This window comes from Lacticaseibacillus porcinae, from assembly GCF_003946305.1.
Taxonomy (GTDB): Bacteria; Bacillota; Bacilli; order Lactobacillales; family Lactobacillaceae; genus Lacticaseibacillus; species Lacticaseibacillus porcinae.
Genome location: NZ_RHNS01000012.1, coordinates 64,355 through 78,522, shown reverse-complemented (window position 1 = coordinate 78,522; position 14,168 = coordinate 64,355). Strand labels below are relative to the sequence as shown.

The window sequence follows — 14,168 nt, the reverse complement described above, 5'->3', positions numbered from 1 at the left end:
ACTTTATCAGAGAAATCAAAAGTGGTGAACCACGATTCCGTCGAATCATGATCCACCACTAAGGTTAGACTGTTTGTGTGTCTTCAAGTCTCTTCAACGTAAAATCGCGGATCGTCGCGTTGTGAATCGCAACGCTAGGCACAAAAAAACCGCCAACGCTTGCTTTTCAGCATCGTTGACGGTTCAATGATTTCATGAATTGGGTAGATAGGGATCGAACCTATGATTATGGATTCAGAGTCCACTGCGTTACCACTTCGCTACTACCCAATAAGTTTTTCAACAAGAAACAGTTTACAAAAAATCCTTTGAGCTGTCAATGTAAATTTACTACAGAAACCCTGACTTAGAACACTGTCAGTAACATTTTGACCCCAAAAAAGACGACGACAAGCCCCAAGAAGATGCCCAGCGGCTGATTCAATTTCTTCAAATCGACGTGCGTCAACACTAATGGCGTCAAGATAGATCCGATAATGGCGCCAATCATCAGCGTCAGGCCAGCAGACCAAGCAATTGTGCTGCTGATCAAGTGGCTGATAAAGCCGACTAACGACATTGCACATAGCACATAGGTCGTCGTCCCGGCTGCTTCAAAGGTCGTGAGCCCCATCATTGATAAGCCAGCGACAGTTGTGGCGCCACCACTAAGCCCGCCTAATCCCACCATCAAACCGCTGATAATCCCCAATAAATAGGCAATCAATGCGTGTTGATGCGGACGGGAAGGTGTTTGTTGCTGGCGAAGATTCTTTCGTAACACGATCAAGCCCATCACCGTCAAAAGGATGCCGATCACGATGGTGTAGTTTTTTTCAGGAATGTAGTGGCTCAATAGCGTGCCGATAATGATGCTTGGAACCGCGGCGATGATGAGCTGATTCCCGATTTTGAAATGAACATTGTGAATATGAATTTGAGTGAGCGTGCCAAAGAATAAAGCGGGTAACGCGACAAATAATGACGTTGAAACAGCAGTCGCGGTGCTTAGTTGACCGCTTAAAACGCCGAGATAAAGCGAAGCACCTCCGCCACCGATCAAACTGACAAAGATTCCGATCAACAAACCGAATAAAATATTTTCCAAATGATCGCCTCCATAACAATCCTCGTGTATAATAAACGGAGAGGTGTCCGTTTGTCAACTGGAAAGGAATCTTATGCGTCAAGATGCGATTGAAAATCAACAAGAAATTCTCAAATGTGCCAAGCAATTATTTGCCGAACAAGGGGTGCAGGCAGTCAGCATGAATCTCATTGCCAAGACCTTAGGCATCGGTGCAGGCACCTTGTATCGGCACTATGCCAACAAATCGATGTTGTGTATGGCGTTAGTTTATGACGATTTGGCCCAGTTTATCGAAACTAGTCAGCAGTATTTGGTGCAAGATCATCACACGCCGCGGCATCACTTCGTACAGATTTTAACCTGGTATCTTGAATTTCGAGAAGCCAACAAAGCCTTATTAATGGATGTCGATGGTGGTAATGTGGCCACTAGCGGGAGTTATTTTTATACCAGTGAAAGTTATCAAGCAGTGGTGGGCGTTTTTGCTGGAGTTTTGGCGGACAATTCCCCTGAGCTCAGTCAACAAGCTTGCCAGTTTCGTGCCGATATGTTGATCGCGATGCTGAAAAGTGATGCCTATGCGTATCAGCGCCATACGCGACAACTTGATCAACAGCAGCTGGTCACCGCGATCACGGCTTTATTTGTAGAGGAGTCGTGATGGTGGCAACCGGTTTACGCAGAGATTACGGTTGTGTGACGCAGGTGCCAAAACCGCAAAGTGGGGGTACACTTAAGAAAGACTTTGGAAAAGAGGGGCACTATATGAAAATTGAATCAGCCTGCACGTCGATTTTGGTCGGGAAAAACGCTAGCATCGATGGCACAACCATGATCGCACGCAACGACGACACTTTCCACGTTTTATCCCCACATCGTTTTTATATGCATCCGGCATGGAAAGGGGAAAAAGGCTTAACGGTCAAATCCCCACTCAACGGCTTTGAAGCCACCTTGCCAGAAAACGGCTATCGCTACAACGCCGTGCCAAACGTGGACACTGAAGATGAAGGCGACTACGAAGAAAGTGGCATCAACGAAAAAAATGTCGCGATGTCTGCCACGGAATCCACTTATGGCAACGAACGTGCCTTAGGTTACGATCCGTTAGTTGTCGACGGCCTTGATGAAGACTTAATGGTCAACATGGTGTTGCCATTCATCGAATCTGCGCGTCACGGCGTTGAATACTTAGGTCAATTGATCAAACAATATGGCTCGCCTGCCGGCAACTCTGTGTTGTTCTCTGACAAAGACAATGTTTGGTACATGGAGATCGTTACCGGTCATCACTGGGTAGCGCAACGCATTCCAGATGATGCTTATGCTGTCGCTGCCAACCAAGTGGCGATCCAACAAGTTGACTTCAACGATCCTGACAACTTCATCTGGAGTGAAGGCATTCAAGAATTCGTTGAAGCACATCACTTGAACACTGACAAAGAAGGTTTCAACTTCCGTCACATTTTTGGGACGATGAATGAAAAAGATCGCCATTACAACACACCTCGCGTGTGGTACGCGCACACGATCTTAAGCCCAGATTTGGAAGATCCTCAAAATCCTGAATCGGCAGACTTGCCATTCATCATGCACACCAACCATCTCATCACCCGCGAAGATATCGCCCAAGTCCTTGGTTCTCACTACAACGAAACTGAATTTGATCCGTTGGGCCATGGCTCAGACGCAGACAAATATCGTTATCGTCCGATCGGCTTGAACCGCACGCAAAACTCCCATATTTTGCAAGCACGCGATGGTGCTGAAAGCATTATGTGGTTGAACATTGGGGTGCCAACTTACAGCCCTTATGTCCCGTTTTACACCAATGCGCAAGATACTGATCCTTCTTACAATCAAACCCCAATGGAATTTGATGTGGATAAGGACTCCGCATATTGGTTGCATCGCGAACTGGGGATGTTAGTGGAAAGCCACTACAACCACTTCATTCAACAAAACCGCGATTACTTAACGGAACTCAACCGCCGCTTCCGGGTGCACATTGCTGAAACGGATGCTGCGACGGCAGAATTAACTGGCGATGAATTGACGGAAGCGTTAACCGCTGCTAACTACAAGTTAGTTGCCATGGTCAAAGCCGAAACCAAAAAGCAAATCGCAAGCTTTGTCATGCAAGGGTTGGAACTCAGCAAGTTGACCTTTAACATGGATAAGAACCTGTAATTGAATCATTTTGAAAAGTCCAAGCCGCGTGCTTGGACTTTTTTGCTAGTGCGGACAGAAAAAAAGCTCCGAAACGCTGACATATCAGCGTTTCGGAGCTATCCTAACAGTTTTGAATCACCCGTACGGGAGTCGAACCCGTGATTCTTGGCTGAGAACCAAGCGTCTTAACCACTTGACCAACGGGCAATAAGCGCGATCAAGAACACTAAACAGTTTACAGGAATCTCAAAAATTGTCAAGTGACCTCAGCGCTTATTCAACGCCTGTTTCTTCACTCCAATGTGGATCACTTTGGAAAAGCGCAAGTACGCCACAAAGTGAAAAATGACCCCTGCAACGAGCAAAGCGCCAGCCAGCACATTGGAGAAAAAGCTGGCCCCGATCGACAATAAATAAATGCATACTGATCGTGCCGGGTCCATGCGAATGCGGTTATAGTGTTGTTCAATCCCATTCAAATTTCGTAATTCTGGATTGCTTTCTAGGAAACGATAAACCACTAAGAAACTTCCAGAAATCAAAATGGCTACCACATCATACACGATAAACGCAATTTGAATATCGGCGCGATTGCCATTGGTCAGCGCTTCGATCAACAACACCATTGCATAATTGACTAAGGTGACGGTAAACAACAACCCTAAATTTAAAATATTTAAGGTGCGGTTGGTGTGCTTGACGGATAAGAAGTAGTCGTGATGAAACAACCAGCTGGTGCCCACGTAAAAATACGACATCGCATACATCAAAAACAGCGGGACTTGTTGGCCAAGAACATGTGCCAAGCTGCCAGGATGAATGGTTTCAGGTTTGAATTCTAAAATTAAGATCGTTAGTAAAATGGCAAAGACGCCATCGCTTAAGGCATTGATCCGTTCTTTGGTCATGGTATCACCTCACGTGAGTATTTTACATTGAAATAGTAAGTATTGCAAAAATTTTGTGTTAATGGCAAAACAGCGAAATCGTGGCGACGATTGCAGGTGGTGTGCCTTAGCTTAGCAAATTGAAATTCCGAGAATGCCGGTGCACAGCGTGTCACGTTTTTGTCATCACAATGCCACAAATTTTTTATTCGAAACTGCTTGTAAATGTTATCATCGCCAGTATAATTAAGCGTTGGTATTAAACAAATAGTTTAGTTTAAGCAAACTTGGCGCGTGACCACACCGCGTCGTATGGGTTTGCGCCGGAATTGATTTGGGGGTGTGCCATGGATATCGGCCAGAAAATTCGCGATTTACGGATCCAAAAAAATCTCACGCAAGAAGAACTCGGGGAGCGGACGGACTTATCCAAAGGCTACATTTCCCAACTTGAGCACAATCAATCGTCACCATCGATGGAGACGTTTTTCGATTTGTTGAACGTGCTCGGACAAACCCCGGCGCAATTTTTTACGGAAACGCCAAATCAACAATTGGTATACACCAAGCAAGATCAAGTGGTGTATGAAGATCAAGAGCGCGGCTACAACTTGCGCTGGTTGGTGCCAGAATCCAATGAGAATGAAATGGAGCCGGTGATGATCCAATTTGATCATGCTGGTGAATTTAAAACTTTTGAACCAAGCCCGGCAGAAACCTTTGTCTATGTGGTATCAGGTCGGGTGCAACTCGCGTTAGGGGATCAGTGTTATCTTGCTAAAAAAGGGGAAACGATATACTTTCACGCGACGCAACAACACAAAATCATCAACGTCGCCAACACCACATCGGAGATCCTCCTAGTGGCGACGGCATCTTATTTGTAATTTGGAGGGGACATTTTGAGCAAAACCATTATCGAATTGAAACATGTATCCAAAGTTTACGGCGATACTGTCGTGTTAAAAGATATCAATATTGAAATTGAAGAAGGTAAATTCTACACCTTGCTGGGGCCTTCAGGTTCTGGGAAAACCACGATCTTACGGGCGATCGCAGGATTTTTAGATCCTAGCCAAGGGGATGTGTTGTTCAACGGCAAACGGATCAACGAAATGCCTGCCAACGAACGCCCGGTTAACACCGTTTTTCAAGATTACGCCTTATTCCCACACATGAATGTGTTTGAGAATGTCGCATACGGCTTGCGCATTCGTAAAACTGCCAAAAAAGACATTGAAGAACGGGTCAACAACGCTTTGAAAATGGTGCGTTTAAACGGCTTTGCTGACCGCGAAATTTCTGAATTATCAGGCGGCCAACAACAACGTGTTGCCATTGCCCGCGCCATTGTCTTAGAACCAGCAGTGTTATTGCTCGACGAACCACTGTCTGCATTGGATGCGAAGCTGCGCAAAGACATGCAATATGAACTGCGGGAATTGCAACAACGCTTAGGGATCACCTTCTTATTTGTCACTCATGACCAAGAAGAAGCGTTGGCGTTGTCTGATGAAATTTTCGTCATGAATGATGGGGAAGTCCAACAATCTGGCACGCCTGTGGATATTTATGATGAACCGATCAACCATTTTGTCGCGGACTTTATCGGGGAATCCAACATTGTCGCCGGCCACATGATCCAAGACTATTTGGTAGAATTCAACGGCAAGACTTTTGAATGTGCTGATGCCGGGATGCGGCCTCATGAATCTGTTGAAGTCGTGCTGCGTCCAGAAGACTTGGATCTGGTGGCACCTGACGCTGGCAAAGTGACGGTGAAAGTCGACACGCAATTATTCCGCGGGGATTATTATGAAATCGTGGCTTATGACCAACTCAACAACGAATGGCTGATCCACTCGACCAACCCTGCTCGAGATGGTGAAAATGTTGGCGTCACTTTTGATGCCGAAGATATTCACGTCATGCGCTTGAATGAAACGGAAGAAGATTTCGATGCCCGGTTGGAAAGCTATGAAGGGGAATAAGGCGCATGAAAAAATCATCGACGAATGTGGCGTTTTATGTGCCTTATGTGTTGTGGTTAGCGCTGTTTGTGATCGCGCCGTTAGTGTTGATCATTTATCAAAGTTTCTTTGATATCAACGGACATTTCACCTTCAGCAACTATGCAACATATTTTTCCAGCGGCACTTATATTTTAATGACCTTTAACTCAGTATTTTATGCTTTCGTGATCACGGTGGTGACGCTGTTGATCTCTTATCCAACGGCCTACTTGTTGCATTACACCAAACACAAGCAGCTGTGGATCTTGTTGATCATTTTACCGACTTGGATCAACTTGTTACTGAAAGCTTATGCCTTTATTGGCATCTTTTCTCAAAACGGCGGGATCAACACCTTCTTAAGTATGGTGGGGATCGGCCCTAAACAATTCTTATTCACTGATGCGGCGTTTATTTTCGTTGCGAGCTACATCGAAATTCCGTTTATGATCTTACCGATTTTCAACGGCATCGAAGAACTCAATGAATCCTTCGTTAACGCGTCTCGCGACCTTGGGGCCAAGTGGTGGCAAACCTTTACCAAAGTGATTTGGCCGCTGACCATTTCCGGGGTTAAAGCTGGTGTCCAAGCCGTATTTATTCCCAGTTTGAGTTTGTTCATGTTGACCCGCTTGATCGGTGGGAACCGTGTGATCACGCTGGGGACTGCAATCGAAGAACATTTCTTAGTCACCATGAACTGGGGGATGGGTTCCACCATCGGCGTCGTATTGATCGTCGCGATGTTCATCATCATGTTCTTAACAGGTGAACGGAAGAAGAAACGGGGGCGTCGCGCATGAAAAAATTAAAGCTCTCAAACTTATATTTATGGGTTGTCTTTATTTTGTTATACGTCCCGATCATTTATTTGGTGATGTACTCCTTTTCTAAAGGGGATACGATGACCAATTTCCAAGGCTTCACCATGGCGCATTATCAAGAATTATTCGCAGATACGCGGATGATCCAAATCGTCATTGACACTTTGTTGTTGGCGCTGTTGTCGAGTTTGATCGCCACCGCCATCGGCACCCTTGGGGCATTGGCTATCAATCGCACCACCAAACCATTGATGAAAAACACTGTGTTGTCGTTGAACAATATTTTAATGGTGTCTCCTGATGTCATCATTGGGGCAAGTTTCTTGATCTTCTTTACTGCGTTGAAGATCCCGTTAGGCTTTGGGTCGGTATTGCTCGCGCATATCGCGTTTTCGATCCCGATCGTGGTGTTAATGGTCCTACCAAAACTGCAAGAAATGCGGCAATCAATGTTGGATGCCGCACGAGACTTAGGGTCTAGTAATGCGCAGATCTTATCACGAGTGATTTTGCCATTTATCACCCCTGGCATTTTCTCGGGGTTTTTCATGGCGTTCACTTATTCGCTAGATGACTTTGCCGTCACCTTCTTCGTGACTGGCAATGGCTTTTCGACATTGGCAGTGGAAGTCTACGCCCGTGCTCGGCAAGGGATCTCTCTTGAGATCAACGCCTTGTCTGGGGTGATGTTTATCTTCGCCTTGTTGTTAGTAGTGGGGTATTACTTCATTCAAGAAGGCCAAGCCAAGCGCAAAGCCCACAGCAAAAAGGGAGGTCACGCACTTGAAAAAACTCATTAGCTTGACTGTCGCTGTGTTGTTGGTGGTCATGGGGTTAGCAGTTTGGTCTGCCGAGCTGCAAAAGTCGCAAGGCGCTACTGGCGATAACACGTTAAACTTGTATAACTGGGGCGACTACATTGACCCCGCATTGATCACCAAGTTTGAAAAAGAAACTGGCTATCACGTCAATTACGAAACTTTTGATTCTAACGAAGCCATGTATACCAAGATCCAACAAGGCGGCACCTCTTATGATTTAGCTGCCCCTTCGGAATACATGGTGGAAAAAATGCACAAAGCCCACATGTTATTGCCACTTGATCACAGCAAGTTGAAATATCTCAACACTTTCAACCCTGATGTGATGAATCGCAGTTTTGATCCTGGCAACAAATATTCGCTGCCGTACTTTTGGGGGACGCTGGGGATCATTTACAATGACAAATTTGTCAAACCAGGTGAGATCCAGCATTGGGACGATTTATGGAAGCCGCAATTTAAAGACAATATCATGTTAGTTGACTCCGCGCGCGACATTATGGGCTTTTCCTTGGTGTCATTAGGCAAATCGATGAACACTACCGACGCGCCGACCTTGCAAGCGGCCAAGGCCAAACTTGATTCCTTAGCCCCGAACGTCAAAGCCGTTGTCGCAGATGAAATCAAAATGTACATGGCAGAAAACGAAGCCGCAGTTGCTGTCGACTGGTCAGGTGAAGCGGCAGATATGATGGCGGAGAATTCGCATTTGCATTACATCGTACCATCAGAAGGCTCTAACTTGTGGTTTGATAACTTGGTGATTCCAAAGACTGCTAAGCACTTCAAAGCCATCTACGCGTTCTTAAACTTCATCAACGAACCAAAAAATGCCGCCCAAAACGCGGAATATGTCGGCTATACGACACCAAGTGCTAAGGCACAAGCATTGTTGCCGAAGTCAGTGCGTGAAGATAAGCAATTTTATCCAAATGAAGCGATCATTAAGCGTTCTGAAGTCTACAAAGACCTCGATCCGTCAGTGGTTGGCATGTACAACGACTTGTTCCTCGAATTTAAAATGCATCGTAACTAAGCTTTCCCAAGAGGTTGAGACGTCATGTCTGAACCTCTTTTTTGTTGTCGACTGAGACGCAGGACCTGATGCCTTCAAACCCTGCTACATAGCGATTGTGGTCAGTGTCTACCAAACGAAACAAAATATATTTATATATCCTGACCGATGTGGCGTCTAGTCACCAATATAATAAAGGAGATGATAATGAGTAAAGGAGGGATTACCAATGCCTATGATGCAAAAACAAAGTGGGGATCTATTTTTATCCTCATCTGCCTTGGATCGGCTCAATTTATTTACCACCATTCGCCAATTGCGTTTAGCTCAAATGCCGATAGAAGAGCGGCTTGCGGCGGAAAAAGCAGGGGTCCCGTTCGTCACTGAAGTCAATTTTCGGCAAGTGGCACATGCCACTGGGCGCAATTACGGTAGTATTTATAATATCTATAATGACCTATTAGGGGTGCTGGGCAATATTGTCGGCGACTCTCATGCGGATTTAGAGACGTTATTTAACTTGTCAGATGCGCGGTTACGTTACGAAATGATCACCCAAACGAGTCCTTATCAGTATATGCAAGCTGCTTTAGCTGGTTCGCATATGCGTTTTGATGATTTTGTGGCCCCAATGCACTTATCTCGGATGACAGTGATGCGTCATTTGCATCCGTTACGAGACCTGGGTCAAACCTTTGGGATCAAAATGGTGCCAGAACACTTGAGTTTTGTTGGTGAAGAAACCCATTTGCGTTTGTTTTTGACGACGATGTTTTGGCAAGCAACCGCAGGGGCAGTTTGGCCTTTTGACCATATTACCCGCCATACTGCAAAGCAAGTGATCAATCGCGTTTATCAAACGCTAGATTGCCAACCACCTAACGCCACTGCTGAAGAAATTGCGATGTATTATTTGGCAGTTAGCTTAAAGCGGATGCAGTCTGGACACATTTTAACTTATGATCGCAGCAAGGTCGTGTTAGATTATCCATTGCCGAGTTTAGACTTAGCCTTGGGGCATGGGCGTATTCGTGATTTTGAATTGCCACCAATGACGCGGTTGCAAGTAATGGGAGAAGCGAACTTCGCCTTTTTCCTGATGCATATGCAACCGAACTTCATTGTGTCAGACGACGCGCAGATGCAAGTGTATATCGAACGCTTTAGGCGTTATGCCCCAGATGTGTATCAGTTGACACGTGGCTTTGTTTCAGCGTTCCCAGCTTGGGATCGCCCATTGACGCCGGCAGAAAAGCAATTGATGCAAGCCAATTTGTTGGCGGTGACTGGTTCAGTGTTGACGTTGGGGATTGATTTCAATCAACTGGTGGCATACACCTTTCATGATGAACTTGATGAGCGACAAAAGGATTCTCACTACGAACGGATCATTCGTCAAACCTTGACGCAGGTGATTTTATCCCAACACCTTGAGCGCTTCATTGATGTGATCGATCGCTTGTGTGAAAACTACTATCAAAACTTGCGACAATTCAAAGCAAGCTTTCGACCAAAGCAACCTGTCCAAGTGTTGTTATCGCTTGATCAAAGCGGGTTAGCGGATATTGATTTGGTGGCCATGTTGAAACAACAAGCCATTGTTGAGTTATTACCGCCAACTGCTGATATTCAAAGTGCGGATCTGGTGATCCAAGCTGCTGCGCTACAAACACCTGCTGGTCCACATTTGTTTAATTGGCCGGAACACCCTACTGCAGAGCGCTACGGCGAGTTATTCGCGGTATTGATGAGTTTGTGGCAAGATAAGCAAATGGTGAGTACCCCCAAACGCAAGCGTGCCTAAATCTTGATAGTTCAAACTACAGGCAGGACCCAGTGTCCTGCCTGTTTTGTATACCTTTGATGTCTGGCAGCGTCAGTGTTTCAGCAAACTATACCAATATGCCTCAGCCACGAAAATCTGTAGGCTCCGACGATTTGGCGACACTACGGTGAATTGGACAAGTTGCCGGTGCGGCCGGTTTTAGAAATCGGCAAAATACGCCGATGTTCTTACACCTAGATTTTGAGCCAAAGAAAATTACTTTGTCTCAAAATCTGCCGGTGAAATCTGCGCGAATCGCCAAAAACCGGTGTTTCACTTGACTTCACTACCACAGGCAATTGTCCAATTCACCTCCGTTTTGCCAAATCATCTCCGCCCACAGATTTTCTGCGTTGATATCGATAGCTAACAAATCAAATACGCTCACGTGTGACTTTATTCAATAGATGACATGTCATCTCAACGTCGGCAAGATGTTTTCGTAGCCATCGGGTGACAGTGGGCTGGCGTAGTGGAGGAACTGAAATCGTCGAACGTGGCAGAACTATTAACGGAGACAGTGGTTTTCTGGCTCCGTTAATAGTTCAGGCAAATTCAAAGACGCGGGTTTCGGCTTTGAATTTAGGCGAAAGAGCTTCGGCGGGCTTTGCCGATCTCTGCAGCCGGCCGGCCACGAGAGATGATTTCAGTTCCGAAACGAAGCTAGACCACTGTCGCCTGATGGCGGCATGAAACACTTACGCTGCCGGAAATCGATTGCAATCAAAAACTAGGACATCGAGGTGTCCTAGTTTTTTGTCGCTTATTGTTGATGACGTGCCCAAGCTTTGCGGGCTTCTTCGATCAAGAACACTGGAATTGGAATGATCGCTAAGAAGATCCAGTCGCTCGCTTGCAAAACTGTGGTGTTAAACAATCCTTGGAAGAATGGTACTGTCGTCAACACGACCAGCAACAATACTTCAAAAATGATCCCGTACCAAATGCGTTTGTTAGAGAAGATCCCTGCTTTGATCACAGAGGCCAATTGTGTCCGGCAGTTCAAAGCGTTAGCGATTTGGAAGAAGACGATCGCGCCTAACACCATTGTCGTTGCGCGCGCGTAGCCGGTACCATTTGAGAACAATGCGACTTTTGGCCAGCCGTTTTGCCAGTTGACGAAAAAGTAGGCGAACGTTGAGATCACACTGGCTAACAAGCCGTACCAAGCGAAGGCTTTGATCACCACATGCTTGTTCATCAAATGCGCAGTGCGTTTGCGCGGTGGTTGATTCATGATACCAGGTTCTGCAAGTTCGGCGCCTAAGCCTAACGCGGGCAACATGTCAGTCCCAAGGTCAACAGTCAAAATCTGCATGACGGTCATCGGCAGTGGGATCAACCCTCGAGAAAATAGGAACAAGACACTAGGAATCGCTTCTGGCACATTGGAAGTCAAAATGTAAGTGAGGAACTTTTGCAAGTTGGCATAAACGGTGCGGCCTTCTTCAATGGCAGCGACGATCGAGGCGAAGTTATCGTCAGTTAAGATCATGTCGGCAGCATCTTTGGCCACATCAGTCCCAGTGACACCCATCGCCACACCGATGTCAGCTTTCTTCAACGCCGGGGCATCGTTAACGCCGTCACCAGTCGAAGCGACGATTTCACCATTTGCTTGCAAGGTGGAGACGATTTTATATTTTTGTTCTGGGGCGACCCGAGCAAAAATGATTTCACCACGCAGCGCTTCTTGTAGTTCTGGTTCGCTCATCGCATCCAGTTCTGTGCCGGTGACGACCCGCGCTTTATCTGAAGTGAGGCCGATTTTGACGGCAATGGACTTCGCGGTTAACGTCGAATCGCCAGTCACCATAATGATCTTGATGTTGGCAGCGTGACATTTGGCGACTGCTTCAAAAATTTCTGGACGTGGCGGATCAGCCATCACCGTTAACCCGATGAAAGTCAATTGATTTTCAGTGTTTTCAATGGTCAAGGCATCTAATTGACTTTGTAAATCTTTTTGGAGTGGAATTTCGCGATAGGCGATCGCTAAACTCCGCAACCCTTGTGCGGCATACTTGGTGTTGGCGGCGTTGATTTTTTCGCGGTCAGCGTCAGTGATCGGACGCACGACGCCATTGACTTGCACCGTGGTACATTGCGGCAATAAATCAGAAAGGCTACCTTTGACGCAAGCCGACAAGGTGTGGTCATCATGTTGATGAATAGTGCCCATCCGCTTGCGATCTGAATCAAATGGAAATTCTTTCAACCGTGGCGTCGTGGTTTCGGCGCGGTCGAGATCAAATTTTGCTTTTTGAGCCATGATCACCAGTGCCGCTTCAGTTGGCGTGCCTAAGATCTTCGGCTTACCATCTGCCATTTGGACGGTGGTGTCGTTGTTTAATGCTGCGACACGGATCAATTTGTTGAGGTCAGGGTCTTGTTTAAAATCGATGGTTTGACCGTCAAGTTGGATCTCACCGTTATTCACATAACCTTGACCAGTGACTTCATAGTGATGTGCTAGGGTCCAAATATTGTTGACGGTCATTTGATTTTGAGTCAAGGTCCCAGTTTTATCGGAGCAAATCACTGTGGTTTCCCCTAAAGTTTCCACAGAGTTAAGGTCTTTGACTAAGGCGTGCTTTTTGGCCATGCGCTGAACGCCATGGGCCAACGAAAGCGTGACAGTTGGCAACAACCCTTCTGGAATGAACGCAACGATCATCCCTAAGGCAAAAATAAAGGATTTCGCGATCGGGTAATGCACGAAGAAAATTGCCGCCACGAAAAAGGCGAGGCCGATGGCAATGGCGATCATCGAAATTTGCTTGGTCAAACGATCAAGTTCTTTTTGCAGCGGGGATAAGACTTTGGTTTGCTGTTGCGTTAAGCTAGCGATTTTCCCAAATTCGGTGTTCATGCCAGTGGCGTAACATACTGCTAACCCAGTCCCTGCGCCAACTGTGGTGCCGGCGTACACTAAGTTGCTTTCTGCAAATTCGCCTTCACCAGGATCATAGCGGATGTATTTGGATTCAGGTACCGATTCACCAGTTAAGGCACTTTGATCGACTTGCATCGATGTGGCTTCCAGCAAGCGTGCATCGACTGGTACGGCATTGCCTGCTTGCAACGTGAACACGTCGCCTGGGACTAAGTCGACAGCATTGATCTGCTGGCGCTTCCCGTCGCGATACACTTGGGTATAAGTCGGCAACATTGCCATTAATGAATCAGTTGCCTTTTTAGCTTGGTGTTCTTGCCAAAACGAGAAACAACCGTTGATCACATTGACTAACCAAATGGCGATCCCTAACTCCAAGGTCCCACTTAAAATGGCAATGGCACCTGAGACCCACAGTAAAATCGCCATTAAGCTGACAAAGTTTTTGAGAAAGACTTTTAATTGCGATGATTCAGCAGCCTTGGTAATGGAATTTTCCCCATATTGCGCCAGGCGCTTGGTGGCTTCTGCTTGGCTCAACCCAGATTTTGCGGTATGTAATTGATCCAATACCGCGTCAGGTTGGCTTTGTGCGTAAGTCGCGCGTGAATTTTCAGTTGCCTTCATGATCCCACACTCCTTTTACA

Annotated in this window: 11 protein-coding genes and 2 tRNA genes; 8 read left to right on the top strand and 5 right to left on the bottom strand. The window is 46.3% G+C overall.

Going from position 1 to position 14,168, the window contains the following annotated elements; genetic code table 11:
* Positions 1–199: 199 nt before the first annotated feature.
* A tRNA-Gln gene (locus EKM92_RS09905) sits at positions 200–270 on the bottom strand.
* A gap of 76 nt (positions 271–346) precedes the next feature.
* Entirely contained in the window at positions 347–1,087 is a 741-nt protein-coding gene (locus EKM92_RS09900; protein ID WP_125710351.1) for a sulfite exporter TauE/SafE family protein, read from the bottom strand.
* A 73-nt stretch (positions 1,088–1,160) separates the two neighbouring features.
* Between EKM92_RS09900 and EKM92_RS09895 the strand changes: the two genes are divergently transcribed.
* Entirely contained in the window at positions 1,161–1,730 is a 570-nt protein-coding gene (locus tag EKM92_RS09895) for a TetR/AcrR family transcriptional regulator (protein ID WP_125710349.1), read from the top strand.
* A gap of 104 nt (positions 1,731–1,834) precedes the next feature.
* Positions 1,835–3,259 carry a C69 family dipeptidase gene (locus EKM92_RS09890; RefSeq protein ID WP_125710347.1) on the top strand — a complete coding sequence of 475 codons (1,425 nt, stop codon included), beginning with the start codon at positions 1,835–1,837 and terminating at the stop codon, positions 3,257–3,259.
* 117 nt (positions 3,260–3,376) lie between these two features.
* Here EKM92_RS09890 and EKM92_RS09885 read toward each other — a convergent pair.
* Positions 3,377–3,448 (bottom strand) — tRNA-Glu (locus tag EKM92_RS09885).
* A gap of 59 nt (positions 3,449–3,507) precedes the next feature.
* The gene (locus EKM92_RS09880; protein WP_125710345.1) at positions 3,508–4,149 is read right to left on the bottom strand and encodes a TMEM175 family protein; all 642 of its coding nucleotides are present in this window, start codon (positions 4,147–4,149) and stop codon (positions 3,508–3,510) included.
* A 326-nt stretch (positions 4,150–4,475) separates the two neighbouring features.
* On the opposite strand from EKM92_RS09880, the gene EKM92_RS09875 reads away from it, so the two are divergent.
* The 6 genes from EKM92_RS09875 to EKM92_RS09850 all read left to right on the top strand — a co-directional run bounded on the left by EKM92_RS09875 (position 4,476) and on the right by EKM92_RS09850 (position 10,604).
* A complete protein-coding gene (locus EKM92_RS09875) occupies positions 4,476–5,015 on the top strand; it encodes a helix-turn-helix domain-containing protein (protein WP_125710343.1) in 540 nt (179 codons plus the stop codon).
* Between the two features lie 15 nt (positions 5,016–5,030).
* Entirely contained in the window at positions 5,031–6,119 is a 1,089-nt protein-coding gene (locus EKM92_RS09870; protein ID WP_125710342.1) for an ABC transporter ATP-binding protein, read from the top strand.
* A gap of 5 nt (positions 6,120–6,124) precedes the next feature.
* Entirely contained in the window at positions 6,125–6,943 is an 819-nt protein-coding gene (locus EKM92_RS09865; RefSeq protein ID WP_125710340.1) for an ABC transporter permease, read from the top strand.
* Positions 6,940–7,764 (top strand): ABC transporter permease, encoded by an 825-nt coding sequence (locus tag EKM92_RS09860; protein WP_125710338.1) that lies wholly within the window; start codon positions 6,940–6,942, stop codon positions 7,762–7,764. Before EKM92_RS09865 ends, EKM92_RS09860 begins: the two co-directional genes overlap by 4 nt.
* A complete protein-coding gene (locus EKM92_RS09855; RefSeq protein ID WP_125710336.1) occupies positions 7,748–8,821 on the top strand; it encodes an ABC transporter substrate-binding protein in 1,074 nt (357 codons plus the stop codon). Before EKM92_RS09860 ends, EKM92_RS09855 begins: the two co-directional genes overlap by 17 nt.
* 208 nt (positions 8,822–9,029) lie before the next feature.
* Positions 9,030–10,604, top strand: coding sequence for a helix-turn-helix domain-containing protein (locus EKM92_RS09850; protein ID WP_125710334.1), 1,575 nt, complete (start codon positions 9,030–9,032; stop codon positions 10,602–10,604).
* Positions 10,605–11,388: 784 nt separating this feature from the next.
* Here EKM92_RS09850 and EKM92_RS09845 read toward each other — a convergent pair.
* The gene (locus EKM92_RS09845; protein ID WP_125710332.1) at positions 11,389–14,148 is read right to left on the bottom strand and encodes a cation-translocating P-type ATPase; all 2,760 of its coding nucleotides are present in this window, start codon (positions 14,146–14,148) and stop codon (positions 11,389–11,391) included.
* Between the last annotated feature and the right edge of the window lie 20 nt (positions 14,149–14,168).